At 49.8% G+C, this 24,345-nt stretch carries 26 protein-coding genes and 1 pseudogene; 23 read left to right on the top strand and 4 right to left on the bottom strand.

Translation table 11 applies throughout. The features are described 5' to 3' along the window. From rlmB to DW949_RS07300, 10 genes are all read left to right on the top strand, one after another. The gene (gene rlmB / locus DW949_RS07345; protein WP_118022590.1) at positions 1-753 is read left to right on the top strand and encodes a 23S rRNA (guanosine(2251)-2'-O)-methyltransferase RlmB; all 753 of its coding nucleotides are present in this window, start codon (positions 1-3) and stop codon (positions 751-753) included. Further along, positions 750-1,277 (top strand): NYN domain-containing protein, encoded by a 528-nt coding sequence (locus DW949_RS07340; protein ID WP_118022589.1) that lies wholly within the window; start codon positions 750-752, stop codon positions 1,275-1,277. Before rlmB ends, DW949_RS07340 begins: the two co-directional genes overlap by 4 nt. A gap of 12 nt (positions 1,278-1,289) precedes the next feature. Beyond that, positions 1,290-1,982, top strand: coding sequence for an RNA polymerase sporulation sigma factor SigH (gene sigH / locus DW949_RS07335; protein ID WP_118022588.1), 693 nt, complete (start codon positions 1,290-1,292; stop codon positions 1,980-1,982). A 44-nt stretch (positions 1,983-2,026) separates the two neighbouring features. Continuing rightward, the gene (gene secG / locus DW949_RS07330) at positions 2,027-2,263 is read left to right on the top strand and encodes a preprotein translocase subunit SecG (RefSeq protein WP_059075366.1); all 237 of its coding nucleotides are present in this window, start codon (positions 2,027-2,029) and stop codon (positions 2,261-2,263) included. A gap of 182 nt (positions 2,264-2,445) precedes the next feature. Continuing rightward, entirely contained in the window at positions 2,446-4,773 is a 2,328-nt protein-coding gene (gene rnr, locus DW949_RS07325) for a ribonuclease R (protein WP_118022587.1), read from the top strand. Positions 4,774-4,785: 12 nt separating this feature from the next. Further along, positions 4,786-5,253, top strand: a complete 468-nt coding sequence (smpB, locus tag DW949_RS07320) for an SsrA-binding protein SmpB (protein ID WP_059075364.1) — start codon at positions 4,786-4,788, stop codon at positions 5,251-5,253. A gap of 14 nt (positions 5,254-5,267) precedes the next feature. Next, complete coding sequence (locus tag DW949_RS07315) at positions 5,268-5,654, top strand: hypothetical protein (RefSeq protein WP_199595799.1); 387 nt, start codon at positions 5,268-5,270, stop codon at positions 5,652-5,654. Between the two features lie 37 nt (positions 5,655-5,691). Next, complete coding sequence (polA, locus tag DW949_RS07310; RefSeq protein ID WP_118022586.1) at positions 5,692-8,274, top strand: DNA polymerase I; 2,583 nt, start codon at positions 5,692-5,694, stop codon at positions 8,272-8,274. 11 nt (positions 8,275-8,285) lie between these two features. Continuing rightward, positions 8,286-9,110, top strand: a complete 825-nt coding sequence (mutM, locus tag DW949_RS07305; protein ID WP_118022585.1) for a bifunctional DNA-formamidopyrimidine glycosylase/DNA-(apurinic or apyrimidinic site) lyase — start codon at positions 8,286-8,288, stop codon at positions 9,108-9,110. Positions 9,111-9,192: 82 nt separating this feature from the next. Next, the gene (locus DW949_RS07300; RefSeq protein ID WP_118022584.1) at positions 9,193-9,333 is read left to right on the top strand and encodes a nucleotidyltransferase substrate binding protein; all 141 of its coding nucleotides are present in this window, start codon (positions 9,193-9,195) and stop codon (positions 9,331-9,333) included. A gap of 99 nt (positions 9,334-9,432) precedes the next feature. Here the strand turns inward: DW949_RS07300 and DW949_RS07295 are convergent, their stop codons facing one another. Next, on the bottom strand, positions 9,433-9,990 hold the full coding sequence (locus DW949_RS07295) for a PadR family transcriptional regulator (RefSeq protein WP_118022583.1): 558 nt from the start codon (positions 9,988-9,990) through the stop codon (positions 9,433-9,435). A gap of 153 nt (positions 9,991-10,143) precedes the next feature. On the opposite strand from DW949_RS07295, the gene DW949_RS07290 reads away from it, so the two are divergent. Next, complete coding sequence (locus DW949_RS07290; protein WP_118022582.1) at positions 10,144-10,674, top strand: phenolic acid decarboxylase; 531 nt, start codon at positions 10,144-10,146, stop codon at positions 10,672-10,674. Between the two features lie 28 nt (positions 10,675-10,702). On the opposite strand, the gene DW949_RS07285 is transcribed toward DW949_RS07290, so the two are convergent. Then, on the bottom strand, positions 10,703-11,248 hold the full coding sequence (locus DW949_RS07285) for a bifunctional transcriptional activator/DNA repair enzyme AdaA (RefSeq protein WP_118022581.1): 546 nt from the start codon (positions 11,246-11,248) through the stop codon (positions 10,703-10,705). 162 nt (positions 11,249-11,410) lie between these two features. Here DW949_RS07285 and DW949_RS07280 point away from each other — a divergent pair, with 162 nt between their 5' ends. The 4 genes from DW949_RS07280 to DW949_RS07265 are packed head-to-tail and all read left to right on the top strand — an operon-like array spanning position 11,411 to position 14,536. Next, positions 11,411-11,929, top strand: a complete 519-nt coding sequence (locus tag DW949_RS07280; RefSeq protein WP_233539530.1) for a methylated-DNA--[protein]-cysteine S-methyltransferase — start codon at positions 11,411-11,413, stop codon at positions 11,927-11,929. Next, entirely contained in the window at positions 11,922-12,596 is a 675-nt protein-coding gene (locus tag DW949_RS07275; protein WP_118022580.1) for a DNA-3-methyladenine glycosylase, read from the top strand. The genes DW949_RS07280 and DW949_RS07275 overlap by 8 nt, the downstream gene beginning before the upstream one ends. A 42-nt stretch (positions 12,597-12,638) precedes the next feature. Next, a complete protein-coding gene (locus DW949_RS07270; RefSeq protein ID WP_118022579.1) occupies positions 12,639-13,229 on the top strand; it encodes a lecithin retinol acyltransferase family protein in 591 nt (196 codons plus the stop codon). Positions 13,230-13,234: 5 nt separating this feature from the next. Then, positions 13,235-14,536: a Na+/H+ antiporter NhaC family protein gene (locus DW949_RS07265; protein ID WP_255417804.1), complete on the top strand. Its 1,302-nt coding sequence runs from the start codon at positions 13,235-13,237 to the stop codon at positions 14,534-14,536. A 100-nt stretch (positions 14,537-14,636) separates the two neighbouring features. Here DW949_RS07265 and DW949_RS07260 read toward each other — a convergent pair whose 3' ends face one another. Continuing rightward, positions 14,637-15,458, bottom strand: coding sequence for a Cof-type HAD-IIB family hydrolase (locus DW949_RS07260; protein ID WP_118022653.1), 822 nt, complete (start codon positions 15,456-15,458; stop codon positions 14,637-14,639). A gap of 157 nt (positions 15,459-15,615) precedes the next feature. On the opposite strand from DW949_RS07260, the gene DW949_RS07255 reads away from it, so the two are divergent. The 6 genes from DW949_RS07255 (at position 15,616) to DW949_RS07230 (ending at position 20,423) form a co-directional block, all read left to right on the top strand. Beyond that, complete coding sequence (locus DW949_RS07255) at positions 15,616-16,596, top strand: sugar-binding transcriptional regulator (protein WP_118022577.1); 981 nt, start codon at positions 15,616-15,618, stop codon at positions 16,594-16,596. Between the two features lie 3 nt (positions 16,597-16,599). Beyond that, entirely contained in the window at positions 16,600-17,148 is a 549-nt protein-coding gene (locus DW949_RS07250; protein ID WP_118022576.1) for a PTS glucitol/sorbitol transporter subunit IIC, read from the top strand. After that, entirely contained in the window at positions 17,141-18,136 is a 996-nt protein-coding gene (locus DW949_RS07245) for a PTS glucitol/sorbitol transporter subunit IIB (RefSeq protein WP_118022575.1), read from the top strand. Before DW949_RS07250 ends, DW949_RS07245 begins: the two co-directional genes overlap by 8 nt. A 74-nt stretch (positions 18,137-18,210) precedes the next feature. Continuing rightward, positions 18,211-18,579, top strand: coding sequence for a PTS glucitol/sorbitol transporter subunit IIA (locus tag DW949_RS07240; protein WP_118022574.1), 369 nt, complete (start codon positions 18,211-18,213; stop codon positions 18,577-18,579). A 105-nt stretch (positions 18,580-18,684) separates the two neighbouring features. Next, positions 18,685-19,503 (top strand): transketolase, encoded by an 819-nt coding sequence (locus DW949_RS07235; RefSeq protein ID WP_118022573.1) that lies wholly within the window; start codon positions 18,685-18,687, stop codon positions 19,501-19,503. Further along, positions 19,503-20,423 (top strand): transketolase family protein, encoded by a 921-nt coding sequence (locus DW949_RS07230; RefSeq protein ID WP_118022572.1) that lies wholly within the window; start codon positions 19,503-19,505, stop codon positions 20,421-20,423. The genes DW949_RS07235 and DW949_RS07230 overlap by 1 nt, the downstream gene beginning before the upstream one ends. An 88-nt stretch (positions 20,424-20,511) precedes the next feature. On the opposite strand, the gene DW949_RS07225 is transcribed toward DW949_RS07230, so the two are convergent. After that, a complete protein-coding gene (locus DW949_RS07225; RefSeq protein ID WP_118022571.1) occupies positions 20,512-21,330 on the bottom strand; it encodes an amidohydrolase family protein in 819 nt (272 codons plus the stop codon). Between the two features lie 483 nt (positions 21,331-21,813). Between DW949_RS07225 and brnQ the strand changes: the two genes are divergently transcribed. Together brnQ and DW949_RS07215 are read left to right on the top strand one after the other, a co-directional pair. Next, positions 21,814-23,151: a branched-chain amino acid transport system II carrier protein gene (gene brnQ / locus DW949_RS07220; RefSeq protein WP_118022570.1), complete on the top strand. Its 1,338-nt coding sequence runs from the start codon at positions 21,814-21,816 to the stop codon at positions 23,149-23,151. A gap of 337 nt (positions 23,152-23,488) precedes the next feature. Beyond that, a pseudogene (locus tag DW949_RS07215) lies at positions 23,489-24,345 on the top strand (pyruvate:ferredoxin (flavodoxin) oxidoreductase); the annotation flags it as partial.

The following is a 24,345-nucleotide window of genomic DNA, read 5'->3' as shown; positions in this document are numbered from 1 at the left end:
ATGAGTAATGAGAGTATGATTATCGGCCGCAACAGCGTGACCGAAGCGCTGCGGGCAGGCCGGTCCATTTCTAAAATCTATCTGGCTGCAGGCAATCAGGCGCCGGCTCTGGAACGCATCCGGGAACTGGCTGGTGAAAAGGGCATTCTCATCGAAAATGTCCCTCCGAAAGTACTGCACCGCCTGGCACCGGATGAACGCCATCAGGGCGTCGTGGCTATGGCAGCGGCTATTGATTTTGCAGATCTGACTGATGTGCTGGCCGATGCTGAAGCGAAAGGCCAGGTTCCCTTTCTGGTGCTCCTCGACGGCATTGAAGATGTCCATAACCTGGGAGCCATCATCCGGACTGCCGAATGTGCTGGTGTCCATGCTGTCCTGATACCGAAGCGGCGCAGTGCCCCTCTGAATGAAACCGTCGGCAAAACCAGCGCCGGTGCTGTCGAGTATATGCCTATCGTACCGGTAGGAAATAGTACGCAGCTCCTGAAAAAACTGAAAAAACGCGGCTTCTGGATTATCGGTGCGGACATGGATGGCACCGTAGATTATTTCCACAGCTCATTGACGGAACCGATTGTACTGGTTATTGGCAGCGAAGGACGGGGCATGTCACGGCTGGTCAAAGAAACGTGTGACGTGCTGGTGCAGATCCCTATGTTCGGCCATGTCAATTCTCTCAATGCGTCTGTGGCGGCGGCTTTGCTCATATACGAAGCAGTACGGCAGCGGCAGGCGGTGACACAACAGTGAAAGACCTATTCGTTGTAGACGGGTATAACATCATTTTTGCCTGGCCGTCTTTACAGTCCCTGGCCCGTGAATCCCTGGAACATGCCAGAGAAAAGCTGATTGATATACTGGCCAGTTATGGCAAATCCAAAGGATATATGCTGGTACTTGTCTTTGATGCCATGTATACAGAAGAGACAGAAAAGAGCATGAAACTGGGCCGTGATTGTGAAATCATTTTTACAGATAAAGAAGAAACGGCGGACAGCCGCATTGAAAAACTGGTCTATGAGCACCGGAATGAACGGCGCAGTATCTATGTCGCTACGTCCGATGGCCCGGAACAGAACCAGATCCTGGGCACCGGCGCTTACCGTGTGACAGCGCGGGAACTGGCAGAAGATGTACAGCGCTGCCGGCAGGAAATGAAACAATATGAACATACGAATGTTCTCACAGAAGGCAGTGGCCGTAACGAAGTCGTATATCATGTAAAAAACGGCGATGTCCTTCAGAAACTGGAGAAAATCCGCAGATCAAAATAAGAAAGCAGGTACATGCGGTCAATGAAACAAGCGATGATGAAAAAAATGGACAGATTCAAAGATCTGACTGATGAAGAAATTGTCCGCATGGCACAGGAAGAGCATGACGCCGAGGCGACGGATTATATTGTTCACAAATACAGGAATTTTGTGAAAGCCAAGGCACGGTCGTATTTCCTCATCGGAGCAGATAAAGAAGATATTATTCAGGAAGGCATGATTGGCCTGTATAAGGCAACCCGTGATTTCCGTGGCGATAAGCAGGCATCATTCCGTGCCTTTGCCGATCTCTGTGTGACCCGGCAGATTATTACAGCCATCAAGACGGCGACGCGGCAGAAACATATTCCCCTCAATTCGTACGTATCCCTGAATAAACCGATTTACACAGATGAGTCAGAACGGACACTGATGGATGTCGTTTCGGCAGCTCCTGTTTCAGATCCGGAAGAACTCATTATCAGCCGGGAAAATTTTGCCGATATCGAACTCAGGATGAACGAAGTCCTGAGTGACCTGGAATGGCAGGTGCTGACGGCATATCTGGAAGGCAAGTCGTATAATGAAATGTCCCGGGAGCTGCACCGCCATGTAAAATCCATCGATAACGCGCTGCAGCGGGTCAAACGGAAACTGGAACGGTATCTGGAAATGCGGGATAAGGAAAATAATGGGAAAGAACCTATTGATAGAAAGGAAAAATGAGTGTACAATAGTACCGTTAAGTGTGTTATGTGAGGAGGATTATTGTGATTACCGCATTAGAAATTATAGTAGTCATTTTGGCATTGCTGATTATCGGTGTCGTTGTCGCTCAGAAAAGTAAGACACAGGGTATGGGTGCCGGTTTTGGCGGCGGAGCAGAAGACTTGTTCGGCAGCAGAGCCCGTGGTATGGACGCCTTGTTGTCTAAACTTACGATTATATTGTCAGTTGCCTTTACGATTTTTACCCTTGTTCTGGGAAGACTGCTGAACACTTATTGAGCCGGATAGAGGAGAGACGGCAGTGATATTTATGTGTCCAGGGCAGGCTCTCCTTTGCTTTAAATTTCAAACGTAACAGAGGCTGTCTTACCGGGCAGCCTCTTTTTTCTACACAGGAAGATCCTTACAGACGACACGATACGGAAATTCTGTATCATATTTCCTTTTTACAGGAGAAGATAATGGATAAACAACTCGCTCATGATATAATAAAAGTATGTAGTAAGACTGAAAAAGGTGCCACTGTTGAAGATTGTGCCGAACAACTGGATTTGAAAGGCGGTCAGCTGGCACAGCTGTTTACAGTTTTTGATGAACTGGCAAGGAGTGGAGTGCTTATGAGAATCGCTGGTGAACGGTATCTGGCAGCACAGAAGAGTGCGGAAATTACAGGTATTTATAAAGGATATACGAAAAATTTCGGGTTCGTTATTACCAATGACCTGAAGGAAGATGTCTATATCGCCGAATCGAACCGCCATACGGCTATGAATAACGATAAAGTACAGGTACGGCTGCTGCAGAGCAGCCAGGGACACCGGCAGGAAGGAGAAATCATCCGCATCATCGAACGGGCCAATACGACCGTTGTCGGGACCTATGACCGGCAGCAGAACTGCGGGTTTGTCATTCCCGATGATGAACGGCTGCGGGAAGACATTTATGTTCCACTGGATAAGACATTAAATGCCAGAAGCAGTGCCAGAGTATTGGTAAAGATTACCCGCTGGCCCGAAGAAAACCGGAAAGCGGAAGGAGAGATTACAGAAGTCCTGGGATATGACGGAGATAAAGACCTGGATATCAAAGTCATCATGGCCCGTCACGGTCTGCCTTTTGATTTTCCGGAAGCCGTGAAAAAAGAAGCGGAAGCCATCGACCAGACTGTCGTACCGACAGAAGACAGACGGGATTACCGGGACCGGAATCTGATTACTATAGACAGTGAAGATGCAAAGGACCTCGACGATGCTATCGACGTAGTACGTCTGCCCAATGGGAATTTCCGTCTGGGCGTCTATATTGCCGATGTCAGCTGGTATGTCCGGCCCCATTCGGCTATCGACCAGGAAGCCTATAACCGCGGTACCAGCGTCTATCTCGTAGACCGGGTCATTCCCATGCTGCCGACGGTGCTTTCCAATGGCATCTGCAGCCTCAATGCCGGTCAGGACCGGTATTCCATGACCTGTGTCATGGAAATCGATTCCCAGGGGCAGGTCGTCCATGCTGATATCGCTCCGGCAATTATCCAGGTCAAACGGCGCTGCAATTATCACGAAGTAAAGAATGCTCTCCTGGAAGGTATCGTTCCCGATGATCTGAAACCATTCATGCCTATGCTGCAGGATTTGCGGGAATTATCGGATATATTAAAGACAATGCGTCTGCGCCGGGGAGCGATTGATTTTGATTTTCCGGAATACAAAGTTATTCTCGACCCCGATGGCAAACCACTGCGGCTGGAACGCCGGGACCGCTCCATCGCAGAACAGATTGTCGAAGAAAGCATGCTGATTGCAAACGAAACGGTCGCCTCCTATCTCCGTGACAGCGGGAATCCCAGTGTGTACCGCATCCATGAAATACCGGAACCGGAACGGCTGGAAATGATGCGGACTGTCCTTTCCAGTTTTGACCTCCCCGTGCCTGATGCCGATGAGGTAAAACCGGCAGATTTCCAGCAGCTCATCGAAAAATCAAAGGGAACCGATGCCGAAGCGGTCGTACAGACGATTGCACTGCGTTCCATGCAGCAGGCCCGCTACTCGACAGTCAATGCCGGTCATTTCGGACTGGCTTCGGAATGCTATACTCATTTCACCTCTCCTATCCGCCGGTATCCCGATTTGATGGTACACCGGCTCATCCGCCAGTTCCAGCGTGAAGGTAAGCTGACAGAAAAAGAAGCCAGTCTGTCCCTGTCCTTCCATACGCAGGCAGCAGATCAGGCCAGTACGCGGGAACGGGTCGCCGTCGAAGCGGAACGGGAAACGGACGATCTCAAGAAAGCCGAATATATGGTGCCCTTTGTCGGTGAAGCCTTTGACGCCCATATTACGGGGATTACCTCATTCGGGCTGTTCGTCGGACTGGAAAATGGCATTGAAGGTCTGATTCATATATCCCTGCTGACCGATGATGACTATGAATTCGATGAAGCGACCTATACGATGCGCGGCCGTCTCGGCGGCCATGTGTACCGCCTGGGCGATCCCATAGAAGTTACCCTGGCCAAAGTGAATACAGAAAGGTGCGAAATCGATTTTGTGCCGGGCCGGGTCGATTCCCTGGAAGATTTGCAGCAGCGCATGGCTGCCAGCATGGAAAAAAGACATCACCGCAATAAAGAAACGACGAAACGGGACTGGATGAATGATACAGGTCATACGTCCGGCAAGAAAGATAAAAAAGGCAGGAAAAATAAGAAAAACAGCAGGGTAAAGAAGAGCGGCCGCAAATCAAAGAAGAAGAAAGCCCGCAAAGGCCGCAAGGCGGGCAGAAAGTAGAGGAGTTGCGCGTTGGCAAAAGGAACGAGCGGGGTAAAATATATTGCAGAAAACCGTAAAGCCCGCCACGATTATTTTATACACGAAACGTATGAAGCCGGTATCGCCCTGACAGGGACGGAAGTCAAGTCCCTGCGTCAGGGAAAGGCAAATCTGAAAGACAGCTTCTGCCGCATTGAGCATGGGGAGTTACTCCTGCTGGGGATGCACATCAGTCCGTACGAACAGGGGAACCGGTTCAATCATGACCCGCTGCGGACACGGCGCCTTCTCATGCATAAGTATGAAATACTGAAGTTGTTTGGCAAGACGAAAGAAAAAGGGTATACCCTGATTCCGCTGAACCTGTATTTCAAAAAAGGAAAAGTCAAGGTGACGGTCGCTCTGGTCAGTGGCAAAAAACTGTACGATAAGCGTCAGGCACTGGCCGAAAAGGAAGCAAAACGCGATATAGAACGGCGCATGAAAGAACGGCGCTGATGAGGAGGAATACCATGAAATGCCGCTATTGTGATAATGAAGCAGTCTATCCGGACGGGCTTTGTGAACGCTGCCACCGGGCAGAGATGGAAAGCCGTGGCGCGTCCGTCCTGTCCGATGACGAACGGGATAATTTCAAAGGACAGACCATCAATGAAGACGGATCTGTCTATGAAGAAAAGAAACCGGAACAGGAAGAAAGCCAGTCGAATTTCCACATTTATATGACCCACGGTCTGCCGCTTCGCATCAAGCTGGCCATCGGCTTTATTGTTTTCTGCGTTCTGGCTATTATTATCAGTGCGCTGGGATTTTTAATACTGGCACTTCCATATCTGCTCGGCGGTGCCGTCATCGTGCTCGTGTATCAGATTGTAAAGTCGCTGCTGCGCCGTCATTAGGCCGGTCCGGGATAGTTATAGAGACAGAGAGGTTTGTATGAAAGATAAAATAGCCATCATCGATGGAAATAGTTTGCTATATCGTGCGTTTTATGCCATTCCTGTACTGACCGATAGTCAGGGGCATTATACCAATGCGGTCTACGGCTTTTTAAACATGCTTTTAAAGTTGTATGAGCAACTGGACCCGAAATATGTAGCCGTAGCGTTTGATAAGGATAAACATACATTCCGCAACGAGTTGTACGGTGAGTACAAAGCCACGCGGAAGCCGGCTCCCGATGAACTGCGTCCGCAATTCGCCCTGATCCGTGAAGTACTGCAGTGCCTTGGAATCCGCATCCTGGAACAGGAAGGATATGAAGGGGACGATATCATTGGTACGCTGGCACGGGAACTGGAAAAGGAAAATCTCGATATTGCCGTCGTCACGGGGGACCGCGATGCTCTGCAGCTCGTCGATGACTGTGTAACCGTTCACCTGACGAAAAAAGGAATAACCAATATGCTGGCCGTGACGCCGCAGGTCATGGAAGAAGAATATGGTTATACGCCGGCCCAGGTCATCGATATGAAAGCGCTTATGGGCGATACGGCAGATAACATCCCTGGCGTGCCCGGCGTAGGAGAAAAAACAGCGTTAAAGCTGATTTCCCAGTTTCACAGCGTGGAAGGCGTCTATGACCATCTCGATGAAGTAAGCGGCAAAAAGCTGAAAGAAAAACTGGGTATGAATAAGGATTCGGCATTTCTTTCCAAGCAGTTGGCTACCATCCGCTGTGACGTACCGTTGTCTTATACATTAGATGATTTTGTGCCGCAGCCGAGAGAAGAAGATGTGGCCAGCCTGTTCCGCCAGCTCGGATTCAAGAATCTGCTGGACCGGTTTGTCTCTTTTGACCGGTTTGCTCATATTGCTCCCCAGGAAGACGCGGTGACGCTGTCGTATCTCGACTGTTCCCAGTGGAAGCCGGAAACGCTTTCCGGTATGACTGTAGCAGCGGAAGCCTTGTATGATGCGGCACTTCCTGTACCTCATGTGACGTATCTGTCTCTGGCAACACCCGATGGCATCCTGCAGATTCCCGGGGAAAACGCTTATGAATGGCTTGACTCTCTGTCAAAAGCCGGTCTGGTCATTACTTCAGACGGGAAGAGGTTGTCGAAAGTCGTATGGGCTGCTACGGGGAAAAAACTTCCATTGGCAGATGTCACTCTGGCAGCGTATCTTCTGGATCCGACGCGGACTGCGTATGGCCTGACCTATTTATCGGAAAAGTTTGCTGTACCGCTGGCAGAACATCCGGAAGCACCGGATACGGTGCACTGTGATGAAGCGGCCGCTTTTGTCTATGCTCTCTGGCCAAAAGAAAAAGAGGCTCTGGAAGAACTGAAGCTGGATGAATTATACCGGTCCATCGAAGAACCGCTCATCCATACGCTGGCTGTCATGGAAATGAATGGCTTTACCGTCGATGAAATGCGGCTGCAGGAGATGGAACGGGAATTGTCCCTGAAAGCGGATGAACTGGAACAGTCCATCTATGACGATGCCGGCGAAGTGTTCAATATCAATTCTCCCAAACAGCTGGGCCAGATTCTGTTTGAAAAACTGCAGCTTCCGGTCATTAAAAAGACAAAGACGGGATATTCGACCGATTCTTCCGTACTGGAAGAACTCCGGGACAAACATCCCATGATCGATAAGATTTTACAGTTCCGGGCATTGAAGAAACTGATTTCTACCTATCTCGAAGGGCTGGAACCTCTGATTTCCCGGGAAACGGGCCGGATTTACACGTCCTTTAACCAGATGGTCACGGCGACGGGACGACTCAGCAGTTCTGATCCCAATCTTCAGAATATTCCTATCCGCACGGAACAGGGGCGGAAAATACGGTCCCTGTTCATACCGGGAGAAGGATATGACTATATCGTCTCCGGCGATTATTCGCAGATAGAACTGCGCCTGCTGGCTCATTTGTCACAGGACCCGACAATGATAGACGGTTTTAAAAAGGGGCAGGATATCCACCGCCGGACGGCATCGGAAGTCTTTGGAATTCCCCTCGACGAAGTGACATCAGAACAGCGGTCCCATGCGAAAGCCGTCAATTTCGGGATCATCTATGGAATCAGCGACTTTGGCCTGGCCCGCAATATTTCCATCTCACGCAAGCAGGCAAAAGAGTATATTGAATCCTATTTTGCCCGGTACAGCTGTGTTCATGGATATATGGAAAAACTGGTCGCTGAAGCCAGAGAAAGCGGCATGACTCATACCATGTTCGGACGCATCCGGGCACTGCCGGAAATCAACAGCAAGAATTTCACCCGCCGTTCCTTTGCCGAACGGACGGCCATGAATACGCCCATTCAGGGAAGCGCCGCCGACATCATCAAGCTGGCTATGAATGCCGTGCAGGATGAATTAGAACAGCGCGGCCTCAGGAGCCGGATTCTGGTACAGGTCCATGACGAACTGGTCCTGGAAGTACCAGAAGCGGAAAAAGCAGAAGTAGAACAAATGCTGAAAGACACGATGGAACATATCGTCCAGTTATCGGTCCCTCTCGTTGTGGATATTCACAGCGGTACCAACTGGGAAGAAGCAAAGTAGGTGGAGCGTATATGCCTGAATTGCCGGAAGTAGAAACCATACGGGCTTTTATTGATTCCCACACGAGAGGTGCCAGGATTACTCATGTGGAAACGGATCTGCCACGGCTCATCCGGAATACAACAGCCGATTGCTTTGCTATGGCTCTCACGGGACAGACGATTGAAGGCGTGAGCCGGAAGGGAAAATATTTATTCATCCACTGCAGCGGCCCCTGGTCGTTCCTGACCCATATGCGCATGACGGGCAGTCTGCTCTATGAAAATCATCCCGGTCAGTATGCCGGACGGGCTGTCCATATTACCTTTACTCTCAGTAAGGGGTGGCTATTATACCGGGACATCCGCACTCTTGGCTGTCTCTGGCTCGTCCCGTCCCAGGGGCCGACGGGTATCAAAGGCTATGACAGCCTGGGACCGGATGCTATCGGTCCGGATTTCACCGAAGACTATCTGTACAGCATGTTGAAACAGACCGGCCGTCCCGTCAAGACAATCCTCATGGACCAGTCAAAAGTAGCCGGTCTGGGCAATATTTATGTAGATGAAGCCTTATTCCGGGCTGGCATCCGGCCCATGCGGCATAGTGACAAAGTAACGAGAAAAGAAGCGGCCCGCCTCTATGAAGCCATCACGGCAGTCCTTCAGGAAGGCCTGGAACATGGCGGCACGACAATCCGCAACTTCATCAGCGGCAATGGGAAAGAAGGGCAGAATCAGGAAAACCTCCGTGTCTATGGCCGGGAAGGCACTCCCTGCACCGTCTGCGGCACGACTATCGAATATACCAAACTGAATGGCCGGGGCACCCACTACTGCCCGAAGTGCCAAGTGTAGGAGGGCGCTGTTTGCAGTGGCTCGCAGGGCTGGAGAGGGTGATTAGGAACCGTCCCAAAGAGGAGTACTATGTACGGATTGAGTGCCAGGCATCAGACGCAACCTCTCTTCTCATACCTATAACGAAGATACGGCACAGGACATCTACCGCCACGTCAAAGAAGACTACATCGTCCTGCTGCAGGATTTGGACCAGGAAATACGTTCAAGGCTTGAAGTTTGACCTTACTGACAACGTAAAAGGGCTTGTTGCACGTTTAATCGTGTACAAGCCCTTTTATTATATGCAAAAATATCATATATCTGTTTACAAACAAGAAGGCTATTCTCCTTTAGACGGAGACGACTGTTTCTGAATGTCCATGAGCCATTGCAGCCGCTGTTTTTCCCGTTCAATGGCCTGCTGCAGGATGAGGGAATGGCCGTAGTGCTTTTGCCGGTCTTCTTGCGTACTGAACAGGGCTTCCCAGCGGGAACGCAGATAGTCGTACTTTTTCTGATGCCGGGTGATTTCTTCCTGAAAGAGCCGGGCGAGAAGCGGGTCTCCGGGGTCGTCGATGAGGTAGAGTTTCATCGTGAATTCATCGCGGCTGGGGACGAGGCTGCCCAGGGGTTCATGCATCCAGGCGGAAAGGACTTCCTGCCCTGCCGGGGTGATGCGGTAGTATTTTTTTTCCAGTTTCGTGCCGACCGTTTCGCTGTGGCTGGTAATGAGCCCCTTTTCTTCCATACGCCGCAGTTCCGGATAAATCTGACTGTGGTTGGAGGACCAGAAATCGCCCACTTCACCTTCGAAGAGTTTTTTCAGGTCGTAACCGGCCAGTTCTTTGTGATTCAGCAGGCCGAGAATGATATATTTTAAGATGTTTTTCTGTGCCATCGACGTCTTCCTTTCTTTTTTTACAAGTATAGCATATTTTCTAACAAAAATCATGAAAATAGAAACATGTAATAATTGACATATTAAACAGAGAAGAGTACAATGAACCATGTCAGATATATGTCATTATTTACATGATTTGGAGGAATATATATGGAATTCAAAGAATTAGAAGACTTTTTAGGGACACACTTTATTTATACATATGATAATGGCTGGGAATACGAATGGTATGCCAAGAATGACCATACTGTCGATTACCGTATCCATGGAGGCATGGTAGCTGGCCGCTGGGTCAGGAATCAGGAAGCAAATATTGTGAAACTGACAGACGGCGTATTTAAAGTTACCTGGACGGAGCCGACTGGGACTGATGTAGCTCTCGATTTCATGCCCAATGAACATCGTATGCACGGCACTATCTTTTTCCCGAAGTGGGTCCAGGAACATCCGGATATCACGGTCTGCTTCCAGAATGAACATATTCCCCTGATGGAAGAATCACGGGAAAAGTATGAAACGTATCCCAAGTATCTCGTACCGGAATTTGCTAACATTACCTATATCGGTAAAGCCGGTAAAGATAATGAAGATGTCATTTCGGAAGCTCCCTATCCGGGCATGACCGACGACATCCGGGGCGGGAAATATTTCGATGCTTCCTACCGCCGTATCCATAAATAAAAAGAGAAAACTGTAAGGCGGACTGCCTTTATGGGCGTAGTTCTCTGTACCGGGCCGGTGACATGCCATAAACCCGACGGAATGACGCATAAAATGAAGATATACTGCCAAAACCAGCAGCCATGGCGATATCCAGCACGGATTGACTGTTGGTTTTCAGCATAGAAGCTGCTTTTTCCAGGCGCTTATTCAGGACGTAGGCATGAGGGGTCTGACCGTACCGGATTTTGAACAGCTGATTGAAATGATGAGGCGTCATGGGAATCTGTTTCAGCGCTTCCTGCAGTTTTTTTGGATTGTCAGCGTTCAGGTCCAATACTTCTTTCATATGGCTGATCAGATGCCGGTTCGGGTCATAAGACTGCAGGTCGGGACGGCAGCGTTTGCAGGCCCGGTAGCCTGCATCCATGGCTTCCTGAGGAGAATCAAAATAAACGATATTATCCTTTTTGGGACGCCGGGATTTACAGGATGGATTGCAGAAAATACCCGTACTTTTCACGCCGTACCAGAACATCCCGTCGTAGTTTGCGTCACAGCGGCAGACTGCCTGCCACTTTTTTTCTGCGTTCATGGTTTTATCCACCTCCTGGTTTCATTATATAAAGTAGCCAGGCCTTGCCAACCTGTTTTTTACACTGTCATTGTAAATTAGAAATCCATTTTTGAGAAGATAGCAGGCCCGATTTTCGATAAAATAAAGTATAACTTATTTTGTGTGAAATGAGGTGGCATCATGAATACATCTATGATACAGGCGAATGGTGAAAATAAAATATGGGGTTATATGACATCGCCTATAGGCCTTCTGAAAATTACTGCTTCGGATGCGGCTGTTACGGCTGTAGAACGGATTATCTCTGAAGAAGAAAAGCCGGCAGGAATGGAAGATAAGATGATAGAGCATCCGTTAATCCGGCAATGCTGTGAGGAGTTACAGGAATATTTCGCCGGTTGCCGGCAGTCTTTTGATGTGCCGCTGGCGCCGTCAGGTACTCCCTTCCAGCAGCGCGTATGGAATGCCTTATGCCAGATTCCGTATGGCAAGACCCGGACCTATGGCGAAGTTGCCAAAATGGCAGGAAATTCTAAAGCAAGCCGGGCCGTAGGTATGGCAAATCACCGCAACCCCATTCTGATTCTCATTCCTTGCCACCGCGTCATCGGATCCGATGGCAGCCTGACCGGTTATGCGGCAGGGCTGGAAACAAAGAAATACCTGTTGCAGCTGGAGAAGGAGAATGGGCATGGCTGACCGGTATTTTTCCTATGGAGAAAGGGAACTTGCCTATCTCCGGAAGAAGGATAAGAAGCTGGCTGCCGTCATCGATCAGCTGGGGTATGTACGCCGTCCGGTCATTCCCGATTTGTTCCAGGCGTTGGTGAATGCCATACTGGGGCAGCAGATTTCCTCGAAAGCAGCCGATACGGTGTGGCAGCGGTTCCAGGAGGTATGCTCCCCGGTGACGCCGGAACATGTGCTGTGTTTTTCAAAAGAAGACCTGCAGGCATGCGGGACGACGTTCCGTAAAATCGGATATATACAGGATATATCCCATGAATTTGTGTCAGGGCGGCTACAGACAGAGATTGTATCGGCTATGCCGGATAAACTGTTTTGCCAGACTCTCTGCCAGCTGCCTGGGATTGGTCAGTGGACGGCAGAAATGCTGCTCATTCATTGCCTGGAGCGGCCCGATGTGCTGAGCTATGGAGACCTTGCCATTTTGCGAGGACTGCGCATGATATACCGGCACCGGAACATCACCAAAGATCAGTTCTGCCGATATCAGAAACGGTATTCTCCCTATGGTACAGTGGCCAGTATTTACCTCTGGGCCGTTTCCGCCGGAGCTATTCCCGGACTTACCGATCCGGCAGAAACTGTGAAAAAGGCAGTTGGAAAAATGCGCAAATCATAGTAGAATAATGCCAGAAAACATAAATGCAGGGAGACGGGCATTATGGCTATTGATTTGAATTCGATTATATCATTGTTGACCGATGATGGATCACCGGAGCACTGGGAAACACGAAATCCGCAGCAGGGGGACCATATTCGCGTACGCCGGCTGGGCGGGCTGTATTATCATCACGGTATATATGTCAGTGAGGAAGAAGTCATTGCTTTTGCCGGAGATGATGACTATAATCCCATTGACTGGTGGGACACGGAAATCAGGGCGACGTCTCTGGAAGAATTCCGTCAGGGCGGTGTCATTGAAGTGCGGCAGTATACAGAAAAAGAGCAGGAACAACTCTGCCCGGTTCCCGAAACCATCGCTTTTGCCAGAGCCTGCATAGGAAATAAAAAATATGATCTGCTGTTCCATAACTGTGAACATTTTGCCAATGCCTGCAAGCTCGGCGTATACCGCAGTTATCAGACAGAACAGATACTATTGGGCAAAGCCCTTCCCAGGGCACTGGAATGCCTGGGTGATGAAACGCAGCGGGAAACGTGGCTCAAAGAGGCATATGAGGATTTAAAAAATCAGGTCCTGGACAAGCTGCGCCGTGATCTGGATAAATCAGGTCCGGATCAGGATATATAGCATCGGTGCGGGAGGTGTCTTGGATGGAATGGTTGGTACTGGGGCTTTTCGTACTGGGCCTGGTTCTTTGTGTGATTTTTCATTTTTCTGTGGTCTGGGCGCTGGCTGCAGGCTACTTTTTCTTTTTTTCCTATGGATCATGGCGCCGTATTCCGGCTGGTGAGCTGTGGCAAAGTTCCGTACGGGGGCTGAAAACGGTCCGTACGATTCTCATGGTTATGGTACTGATCGGTATGCTGACGACGGTCTGGCGGGCCGGCGGTACGATTCCCATGATCGTATCGCTGGCTGGCAATCTGATCCGGCCGGAACTATTCTTTGTTCTAACCTTTGTATTGAACTGCTGTGTTTCCTGTCTCACCGGGACGGCTTTCGGTACGGCTGCTACAATGGGCGTCATTTGCATGTCTGTAGCCAATTTTCTGGGCGCCAGCCCGGTGTGGACCGGAGGCGCCATTATGAGCGGTGCTTTTTTTGGCGACCGCTGTTCCCCTCTTTCGACGAGCGCCCTCCTGGTTGCGGCTGTAACGCATACGGATTTTTTCCGCAATCTGGCAATCATGGCCCGGCGGGCCGTAGTGCCGTTCATTCTGTCCTGCATGGTCTATGGACTGGCAGGATGGCATTCCGGAAGTAGTGGGGGTATGGGACTGGACGTATGGCACGTGTTTGCCTCGGCGTTCCAGCTGCACTGGCTGACGCTCATACCGGCAGTCCTGATTATTGCGTGTTCTCTGATGCGGATGGATGTGCGCAAAACGATGGGCCTGAGTATTATCACTGCGTGTGTCCTGGCGGTGACGCTGCAGGGGATGGCGGTGACAGATCTCCTCCCTATGCTTCTTACGGGATACCGGTGTCCCGAAACGGCACTGGCGCCGCTTCTCGATGGCGGTGGCATCCTGTCTATGATTTCTTCCATTGCCATTATAGGCTTGTCGGCAACTTATGCCGGCCTGTTTGAACGGACAGGGCTGCTGCTGGGGCTGCGGCATAGTGTGATGCTGCTTAGAAAATGGCTCAATCCCTTCGGGTGTATCTGGGTCGTGTCCTTTTTTATCAGCATGATTTCCTGTGCCCAGACACTGGCTGTTATCCTGACGGATCAGATCTGTCAGGACCTGGTACAGGATAAGGAACGCATGATGATGGCCCTGGAAGATACGGTCATTGTCAGTGCGGCCCTCATTCCCTGGTGCATAGCCGCAGCGGTACCGCTGGCGGCCGTATCGGCTCCCGTATCCAGCCTGGCAGCTGCTGTCTATTTGTATGTTCAGCCATTGTGGAGCTGGCGGCGATGGAAATGATCATCATATCATGACGATAGTGTAAAAAGAAAATCTGAGCCTGAACATAAAAGCGGGATCTACCATGATAACTGGATTGTCATGGTAAATCCCGCTTCTGCTATTTTTTCAGAATGAACCGTTCAATGGCTTCTGCCACGGCCCCTTCATTATTGGTGGCATCGGTGACGACATTGCAATATGGCCGGATAGCCTCATTCAGATTGTGGACACCAATGCTGAGAGAGGCGGCTTTCAGCATCTCTGTATCATTGATATTATCGCCGATGGCCAGTGTCTGGCTGATGGGTATGTGGAGCAGGCCGGCCAGTTTCTGGAGTGCCGTTCCTTTTGTGACATTTTTATGATTGAATTCGATATACCGGTCGCTGGAGTAGCTGACGGTCACGTCGTCGAGGAGAGGACCGAGCTGCTGGCGGTATCCGTTGAGCGTCCCAAGGTCCGGATCCATATAGACGATTTTGTAGACTGTCTGCCCTTTGAGAAAATCGAGGGATGGCTCAAACGTTTCTATGTTGGGCATGCGTCCTTCGAGAAATGCCCGTTCAAAGGGAACGTAATTATATAAATACACCTTGCCATAGGGGTAGATGTGCATTGTGATATTGTGGGCCACGCCAAAGTCATAGAGAGCGCTGGCAATATCCCAGGGGAGTCCGTCTTCATACAGGATGTCATTATGGCTGTTTTCGGTAATGAGAGCGCCGTTGTAGGAAATGACATATTCTCCCGGTTTCTGATATATGCCCAGTGTCTCCTGGATATGATTCAATGATTCAAAGCCCCGGCCCGTGCAGGGAACGAAATGAAGTCCTGCCCGGATTGCCTGGCGGATCGTCTGGATATTGCGTGTGCAGATGGTGGCATCGTCACTGAGAAGGGTGCCATCCATATCACAGGTCATGAGAGTATAAGGTAACATGGTGTATCCTTTCACAAAAAAATAATATTCCTTTTCCCTAATTACTATACCTTTCATGACGGCCTCTGGCAAGAGGCGAAGAAAAAAGACTGGACAGGCCAGATGTTTATCCGTATAATATAGTTGTTTCGTTTACATTTGGAAAGGTATTGAACAAATGAAAAAGTTAGTAGATGATCCCCGCCTGATCTATAAATGTTGTGATTTATATTACAGGCAGGAAAAGAGTCAGCAGGAAATCTGTGATCTGTTCGGCGTATCCCGGCCTTCCGTATCGCGGATGCTGAAATCAGGACGGGAACTGGGAATTGTGCGCATTGAAATAGTCAATCCCGATGCCACGGCATATGGACAGCTGGAACGGCAGCTTGAAGATGCGTTTTCCCTGAAAGAAGCCATCGTTGTCTGCGACAGTCCGTCACAGAGCGGGGCAGAGACTGGCTGCGGCGCCCTGGGGAGTGCGGCCTTGTCCTATCTGGCACGGGTACTGCATAATGGCGACTATGTAGGGATTTCAATGGGCTGGACATTGCTGCAGACGATAAAAGCGGAGTGTGGGAATCTGGAACCGGTCCATTGTACTTTTATTCCCCTTGTCGGAGGTATCGGAGAAGGAAGCGAAACGCACGCCAATTTCCTGACCGGAGAATTTGCCCGCCGGTTTGGCGGAGAACGGCTGCAACTCTATTCGCCAGCCATATTTACGGATCCGGCAGTCCTTGCCGGCTTCCGCAGAGAAGGAGCCGTGCGTCCCGTATTTGATTTGTATGACCGTCTGGATGCAGCCGTTTTTGGAATCGGAATACTGGACAGCAGCCAGTCTACGGCAGTGCGCCTGAATTATGTGGATGTCCATACACTGGAAGCGTTTTCCGCTGCCGGTGCCGTAGGGGATATTTCCTTGCAGTATTTTAATCGCGATGGACAGACGGCCCCATATGAATCGTATAATGAACGGGTGGCCGGGCTGCAGCTGCAGGAACTGAAGCAGGTACCCCGCCGCATCGCCATCGCCGGCGGCAGGAGCAAGATAAAAGCCGTACTGGGAGCGTTACGGGGCGGATTCATCAATGTGCTGATTACGGATGAATCCTGCGCCAGAGGAATAGCAGCATGCATAAACGAAGAGGAGGAATAGTAAGTGGAAACAATAGCAGCTGTAGCAAATGGCTTCATGGCCCTGTTTAAAGCAGGGGGTGAGACATTTACGGCCTTCGTGACGGGAATTATCCCGCTGATTATCGTACTCATGACGGCCGTCAATTCACTGATCAAGATCATCGGGGAAGAGCGGTTTTATCATGTGGCCAAGAAGGCGACAAAATATACACTGACCCGGTATACCGTCGTTCCGGTCCTGGCCATTATTTTCATGGGCAGTCCTATGTGCTTTACATTCGGACAATTTGTGGAAGAAAAATATAAACCGGCTTTTTATGATGCCGCTGTCAGCTTTGTCCATCCTGTGACCGGACTGTTTCCCCATGCCAATGGCAGCGAACTGTTTGTCTATATGGGTATAGCCGCCGGTGTACAGGCACTGGGCTATGAATTAGGGGAACTGGCCGTACGCTATTTTCTGGTCGGGATCGTCATCATCTTTCTTCGCGGACTTATTACGGAAAAAATATATCTCTATCTGAAATCCCGCGACGGACGACGGAAAACACAGGAGGCAGAGCATGTATAAACCAGTTATTGTACGCCGTGGCAGTGGCGGATGGGGAGGTCCCCTGACATTGGTGCCGACGGAAGAAAAACATAAAATCGTCAGTATTACCGGGGGAGGGATTCATCCTCTGGCTGTCAAAATTGCCGATATGTGCGGCGGGGAAGCCGTAGACGGATTTTCCCATGCCGTACCGGAAGGAGAAATACTGGCTGTTGTCATCGATTGCGGCGGCACGGCGAGGTGTGGTGTTTATCCCCGCAAAAACATTATGACCATCAATGTCCTTCCCGTTGGAAAATCGGGGGCTCTGGCACGGTTCATGACACCGGAACTGTATGTATCGGATGTCAAGGAAGCCAATCTGGATTATGCCGATGAATCATCGGTCCAGGCGGCCCTGCTCAGCACGGAAGACGTCGATGCTGTCCATAAGAGAGAAGATCTGAAGCGGAAAATTGATGCGGCCCGGGCAGGTCAGAAGCGGAATATCATTACCCGTATCGGGATCAGCATCGGTCAGATTGTCAATAAATTTTACGCTGCCGGCAGGGAAACCATCGATGTGGTCATCAAAAATATCCTGCCGTTCATGGCATTTGTTAGCATGATCCTGGGCATCATCAATGCCAGTGGAATCGGAACGGTCATTGCCAATACGATTTCCCCCGTCGCCGGTACCCTGCCGGGGATGCTGGTTATTTCCTTTATCTGCGCCATTCCCTTTATCTCCCCGATTCTTGGCCCCGGTGCCGTCATCGCCCAGGTAGTGGGGACACTCGTCGGGGCTCAGATTGCATTGGGCAACATACCCGTGCAGTATGCATTGCCGGCATTGTTTGCCATTGATGCCCAGGTCGGGGCAGACTTCGTTCCGGTCGGCCTGAGTCTGGGAGAGGCTGATCCGGATACGATTGAACTGGGAGTGCCAGCCGTTCTCTATTCCCGGGTCATTACAGGTCCTCTTTCCGTCCTGATTGCCTATGCAGCCAGTATCGGCTTGTATTAGTTTCACCAGAGGGCTATAATAATACAATGTCTGTTTTTACCGGACGAGAAACAAGGATACAGGGAGGAACTCACTTGAAATACCATAGCGTTATAACACGCATCGGCAGTGATGCGCTTCACTTTTTAAAAGAAGAAGTGCCGTTTATCATTTTGTTTGATGAAAATGTACCGGCAGAACTGGCTGAAATAGCCGTCCTGCATAAGCCGGAAAAAATGCTGGCACCTATCGGAACTGGTGACATGGTCCTTCTGGGAGAAAAGGTATATGATGTGACGGCTGTAGGAGACAGTGTCAATCAGACCATGGAAGAACTCGGACACTGTACGCTCTGTTTCAAAGCATCGGATGTGCCGGACCGGCCGGGCTGTATCATGCTGGGGGGAGATGAAGCTCCCGAAGCGGATGATTTCCAGGAAGGAACTATATTGGAAATCCACTGATACGCCGTATGGCTAAAACAATGATTTATACTAGCCCTGACAGCCGTTTGATGGTAGAATAATATACACAGCTACTATTATATTTACGATAGGAGAGTAATTCATATGAAAAATGAAGAACTGGCGCAGCATGCGTGCCATGTGCGCAAAAACATCGTCAAGATGCTGACAGAAGCCGGCTCGGGTCATCCCGGCGGATCTCTTTCTATTACAGATATGTTACAGGTCCTCTATTTCGAAACCATGCACATCGATCCTAAAAATCCGAAGATGGCAGACCGGGACCGGTTTGTCCTTTCCGAAGGTCACTGTGCACCTGCACTGTATGGGACCCTGGTGGAACGGGGCTATTTCCCGGAAGAAGAACTGTGGCACCTGCGCAAGTGTGGTGCCATGCTTCAGGGGCATCCCGATATGAAACATACTCCCGGCGTAGATATGTCCACGGGCTCGCTGGGCCAGGGCCTTTCCGCAGCCAACGGCATGGCTCTCACGGCAAAACTGGACCATGCGGACTGGCGTGTCTATGTCATGTGTGGTGACGGCGAAATCCAGGAAGGAATGATCTGGGAAGCCGCCATGTCTTCGGCACAGTATAAACTGGACAATCTGACACTGTTCGTCAATCATAACGGACTGCAGATCGATGGCAGCAACGATGAAGTCATGAATGTCAATCCGATTGATTCCAAATTCCGTGCATTCGGCTGGAATGTCATCGCTATCGACGGACACGATTATGATGCTATCCGGGCTGCCATTACCCTGGCAAAAGAAACGAAGGGCCGCCCGACGGCAATCATTGCAGAAACCGTTAAAGGCAAAGGCGTATCGTTCATGGAAAATCAGGTTGGCTGGCACGGCAAAGCTCCAAATCAGGAACAGTGTGCGCAGGCATTAAAAGAACTGGGAGGCGAAGCATAATGGGGACAGCTACTCGTGCCGCATATGGCAATATTCTCAAGACTGAAATCTATAAAAACCCGAAAGTCGTCGTCCTGGAAGCCGATCTGGGTGCTGCGACAAAATCGAATAACTTCAAGGCCGTCGCTCCGGAACGGTATTTTGACATGGGCATTTCCGAACAAGATCTGATGGGGACGGCTGCTGGATTTGCGGCTGCCGGACGGATTCCTATTGCCAGCACCTTTGCTGTCTTTGCTACGGGACGGGCGTTTGAAATCATCCGCAATTCTATCTGCTATCCGAACCTGAATGTTAAAATCTGTGCTACCCATGCCGGGCTTACCGTCGGGGAAGATGGTGGTACTCATCAGGCCATAGAAGATATTTCTCTCATGCGTACCCTGCCGAATATGACGGTCATCAATCCGGCTGATGCCAAAGAAGCAGAAGAAGCCGTCAAGGCCGCTGTGGAATACGTCGGCCCTGTGTATATCCGTCTCGGCCGTGCTGCTGTCGATGATATTCACGGCGACGATTACAAATTCCAGTGGGGAAAAGGTGAAGTCCTGCGTGATGGCAGCGATGTCGCTATCATTGCAACGGGCATCATGGTAGGCAAGGCACTGGAAGCTGCAGACACGCTGGCTAAAGAAGGAATCCAGGCTGCTGTCGTCAATATCCATACGATTAAACCGCTGGACGAACAGCTCATTATCGATATGGCAAAGAAGACGGGTAAAGTCGTCACGGCAGAAGAAGCGACCGTCATGGGCGGTCTTGGCTCGGCCGTAGCGGAAACACTGGCCAGAAACTGCCCGACGAAACAGGCCTTTGTGGGTATCCAGGATACATTCGGTGAATCGGGAGCCCCGGCAGCCCTGCTCAAGAAATATGGCCTTACAGCAGATGATATCGTAAAAGCTGCTAAGAGCTTATAAGAAAAAATAGATGCACAAAAGGACATAGCGTGATGGCAGAAGCCTTCATGCTATGTCCTTTTTTCTGAATAATCGCAACAAGTAGTTTTTAGCCGGTGACTTGTTCCAGATGATAGATACGGGCTGCGTTTTTCCAGAATACATCTTCCCAGTACGGTTCTGGTACGATGGCTTTGGTGAGGGTGATGTATTCTTCCAGGTTTGGTAGAGGCCAGTCCGTGCCAAAGAGTACGCGGTCCCAGGCATTGAGGTAGACGAGCCAGCCTTTCAATGTGTCGATGTACCAATGATTTTCCTTCAGGAAGCGATCCATATCACCAATACGTCCTTCCAGGAGACCGGAGAGATCGACGGCGACGTTCTGATTTTTTTCCAGTACGGCAATGGCGCTTTCCAGCAGCGGGTTTCCTATATGGCACATGACGAGTTGTACATCGGGATGACGGACAGCCGCTTCATCTAGCGTAAAGGGATGACTGTATTTTAAAAGCGCGTTATCTGTAGCTGTGAGACCTGTGTGGATGGCTACCGGTTTATGATAGGCGGCAGCCAGGGCAAAAAAGGGGTCCATGACCTTGTCGTAAACATAGAAATGATTATATCCCGGATATAATTTCAGGCCGACACAGTCGGGACGCTTCAGATGTGCCTCGACGAGGGCGAGTTGTTTTTCATGGTCTTCTTCTACGGCAAAACGGTCCAGACCGATGCAGTAGCGCATAAAGGGCGGATAATGGTGTCCTTCTAATGACAAGGTTTTGTTGCCCATGACGATACCGCAGACGATGCCCAGTCGTTTATATTCTTTTTCCAGATGTTCTGCTGTATTTTCGTGGCCGGCAGCAATGGCCAGTTCATCAAAGCCGGGAAAATCAGCAAAATGGAAATGGGCGTCAATTATTTTCATCCTATTCAACTTCTTTCTTATGGCACTATACTAAGTATATCATAAAGCATCTGTTTTGCCCTGCTGATTTTGCAGACTGTACATGAAATTTTCCGGACAAACAGCTTGTGATCTGGAAGATGGGATGAGCCGGGGAAGAGAACCGGCGCTGGAAACTTGCCAATACAGGCAGATTGTCCCGCATCAGGAGACCAATGTATATTATAAAAATGCATATTGGATATAAGAAAAAAATATAGAAAATTTTATGAGGAAAACGGAAATAACCCATTGTCTTACGACTTTGATTTTTTTTGTTTTCCTCTTTTTTTATCATGACATCACTACTACGCAAAACTATAGCCAGTTTTTTTAAAGTATAGAAATTATAAATAGATAGTAATAAAAATCGGCTATTTTCCTGTTTACAAATTACAGTATATACTGAGTGTGTTGAAATATTTATTGTTTTTCCCGTGATGCGATAAAGGAGCTATAATACAAATGGTTAAAAAAGGTATGCAGATTGGTCTGCTGATTTTCGGCATGACCTTTGGTGCAGGTAATCTGATTTTTCCTCCGTCCCTCGGATTTCAGGCCGGGCCGTTGTTCTGGCCGGCGATTATCGGATTTATTATTTCCGGTGTCGGCATGCCCGTTGTGTCCCTTATTATGGGGACATTCAATCCAGGCGGTTTCCGGGCGGAAATGAATAAAAAAATATCCCCCTTGTTCTCCCTGGTGCTGCTGACACTGATTTATCTGGCTATCGGCCCTCTGATGGCCATTCCCCGTACAGCAGCAACGTCTTTTTCTGTGGGCATTCTGCCTCTGGCCGGTGACGGCACGCTGCAGCTGGCAGTATATACGGCATTGTATTTTGCTCTGGCCTGGTGGCTTTCCATTACGCCATCAAAACTTCTCTCCCGCATTGGCAAGGTACTGACGCCTCTCTTTGCCGTTATGATTGTTGCGCTCTTTGTGCTGGGCCTCTCTGTTTTTACGACGACAGAACTGGCCGCACCGGCTGGAAATTATGTTGTTTCTGCCTTTGGCAGTGGCTTTATTGAAGGCTATAATACGGTCGATACGATTGCCGCCTTTGCTTTTTGCATTATCGCGCTGCAGACACTGCGGCAGATGGGCTTTTCTTCACGCAGGGAATATTACATCAGCGTGTGGGCTGCAGGAGCTTCAGTCGCCGTTCTCATGGCGGTACTGTATCTGGGACTGGGCCTTTTGGGAAATCATTTCCCCATCCCGGAATCGGTCTATCAGAACCCTGCTGTCAATCTCGGGGCGTATGTCCTTACCCAGGCTTCATACAGCGTGTTTGGCCCTGTAGGTGTCTGGTTCCTGGCTGTTATGGTTGCCATCACTTGTTTTACTACCTCGGTCGGCCTCATTGCTGCCGTATCAGAATTTTTTGCCAGCGAATTCCCGCGGCTGTCCTATAAGGCGTATGTTACGATTATTACGCTGTTCAGCTTTGCCGCAGCCAATCTGGGTCTGAACCAGATTATCCAGGTTACGCTGCCGCTCCTGCTGTTTGTATATCCCATGGCGATTACAGTCGTGCTCCTGATCATTGTCAATAAATTCGTCAGCCTTTCCCGTATTGGCATGCGTCTGGCTGTCGCTGCGGCAGCTGTCTGTGCCCTCATTGACATTTTCCATCAGTTTGCTCATCTGGAAGTGGCAGGACAGATACTTTCCTATCTGCCGCTGGGCATGAGCGGTCTGGGGTGGGTCGTACCGGTCGGCGTAGCTATTGCCTTGTCGTTTATTCTGCCTGAAAAAGTAACAGGGGCTGTCGATGTTGCAAAAGACCTGAATGGCTGATGACCTTGAATTTATAATTTCCACATCGCCCCTCAAATCTCAAATTCAACAAAAAAACGGTCGCATTAAGCAAAAATGCTTAATGCGACCGTTTTTTTGTTTTAAGGTCCTGTTTGTTTTATGCGTACTCCTGTACGTAAAATACCAGTATACCGGTATTTTAAACGTTTAACCATATAAATTAGCTATAGGTAAACATAACTAATTTGCATTGACTTTACAAAGTGATATCTATTGTGCAAAGTACAAATCTATTTATTGAACTTTCCCAGTGGATATACTATACTTGAACCAAGTTCTACATCAACTGTAAGTAAAGAGAATGGGGGTATTAGTAATGGGTAAGAAAATGATGACCATGGACGGCAACACGGCTGCCGCCTATGTGTCCTATGTGTTTACTGATGTAGCCGCTATTTATCCGATTACGCCGAGCTCGACTATGGCAGAAAAAATGGATGAATGGGCAACCAAGGGCGTCAAGAACATGTTCGGCCAGGTTGTCAAGATTCAGGAAATGCAGGCTGAAGGCGGCGCTGCCGGTGCCGTACACGGTTCCCTTGTATCGGGTGCTCTGACTACGACCTATACGGCTTCCCAGGGGCTGCTGCTCATGATCCCGAATATGTACAAGATTGCCGGCGAACTCCTGCCGGGCGTCTTCCACGTCGCAGCCCGTGCCCTGGCTACCAATACCATGTCTATCTTCGGTGACCAGCGCGATGTCATGGCCTGCCGTCAGACCGGCTTTGCCATGCTCGCTGAAGCCAGCGTACAGGAAGTCATGGACCTGGCTGCTGTCGCTCATCTGGCAGCTCTTAAAGGCAGCGTGCCGTTCCTCAACTTCTTTGACGGCTTCCGTACATCCCATGAAATCCAGAAGATCGAAGCCTGGGATTATGACGACCTGGCAAAACTCGTAGACCAGGATGCCCTGAAGAAATTCCGCGACCGCGGCTCGTCCCCGGATCATCCGACACTGAAAGGTTCCCTGGAAAACAGCGATATCTACTTCCAGCAGCAGGAAGTACAGAACCGCTACTATCAGGCTCTGCCGGACATCGTAGAAGAATACATGGAAAAAGTATCGGAACTCACCGGCCGGGAATACCACCCCTTCACCTACTACGGTGCGCCTGATGCCGACCGCATGATCATTGCCATGGGCTCTTTGTGCGATGCGACGAAGGAAAC

Origin of the sequence: Megasphaera sp. AM44-1BH (assembly GCF_003467125.1) — a bacterium.
Lineage (GTDB): Bacteria > Bacillota > Negativicutes > Veillonellales > Megasphaeraceae > Megasphaera.
This window is presented reverse-complemented; position numbering and strand designations above follow the sequence as displayed.

Coding starts and splice junctions, on each gene's coding strand:
- polA (WP_118022586.1), top strand. CDS start 5,692: ATGAAAGATAAAATAGCCATCATCGATGGAAATAGTTTGCTATATCGT.
- mutM (WP_118022585.1), top strand. CDS start 8,286: ATGCCTGAATTGCCGGAAGTAGAAACCATACGGGCTTTTATTGATTCC.
- DW949_RS07270 (WP_118022579.1), top strand. CDS start 12,639: ATGGCTATTGATTTGAATTCGATTATATCATTGTTGACCGATGATGGA.
- DW949_RS07225 (WP_118022571.1), bottom strand. CDS start 21,330: ATGAAAATAATTGACGCCCATTTCCATTTTGCTGATTTTCCCGGCTTT.
- brnQ (WP_118022570.1), top strand. CDS start 21,814: ATGGTTAAAAAAGGTATGCAGATTGGTCTGCTGATTTTCGGCATGACC.
- DW949_RS07290 (WP_118022582.1), top strand. CDS start 10,144: ATGGAATTCAAAGAATTAGAAGACTTTTTAGGGACACACTTTATTTAT.
- DW949_RS07285 (WP_118022581.1), bottom strand. CDS start 11,248: ATGAACGCAGAAAAAAAGTGGCAGGCAGTCTGCCGCTGTGACGCAAAC.
- rlmB (WP_118022590.1), top strand. CDS start 1: ATGAGTAATGAGAGTATGATTATCGGCCGCAACAGCGTGACCGAAGCG.
- DW949_RS07260 (WP_118022653.1), bottom strand. CDS start 15,458: ATGTTACCTTATACTCTCATGACCTGTGATATGGATGGCACCCTTCTC.
- DW949_RS07315 (WP_199595799.1), top strand. CDS start 5,268: ATGAAATGCCGCTATTGTGATAATGAAGCAGTCTATCCGGACGGGCTT.
- rnr (WP_118022587.1), top strand. CDS start 2,446: ATGGATAAACAACTCGCTCATGATATAATAAAAGTATGTAGTAAGACT.
- DW949_RS07235 (WP_118022573.1), top strand. CDS start 18,685: ATGAAAAATGAAGAACTGGCGCAGCATGCGTGCCATGTGCGCAAAAAC.
- DW949_RS07255 (WP_118022577.1), top strand. CDS start 15,616: ATGAAAAAGTTAGTAGATGATCCCCGCCTGATCTATAAATGTTGTGAT.
- DW949_RS07230 (WP_118022572.1), top strand. CDS start 19,503: ATGGGGACAGCTACTCGTGCCGCATATGGCAATATTCTCAAGACTGAA.
- DW949_RS07295 (WP_118022583.1), bottom strand. CDS start 9,990: ATGGCACAGAAAAACATCTTAAAATATATCATTCTCGGCCTGCTGAAT.
- DW949_RS07280 (WP_233539530.1), top strand. CDS start 11,411: ATGAATACATCTATGATACAGGCGAATGGTGAAAATAAAATATGGGGT.
- DW949_RS07275 (WP_118022580.1), top strand. CDS start 11,922: ATGGCTGACCGGTATTTTTCCTATGGAGAAAGGGAACTTGCCTATCTC.
- DW949_RS07245 (WP_118022575.1), top strand. CDS start 17,141: ATGTATAAACCAGTTATTGTACGCCGTGGCAGTGGCGGATGGGGAGGT.
- sigH (WP_118022588.1), top strand. CDS start 1,290: ATGCGGTCAATGAAACAAGCGATGATGAAAAAAATGGACAGATTCAAA.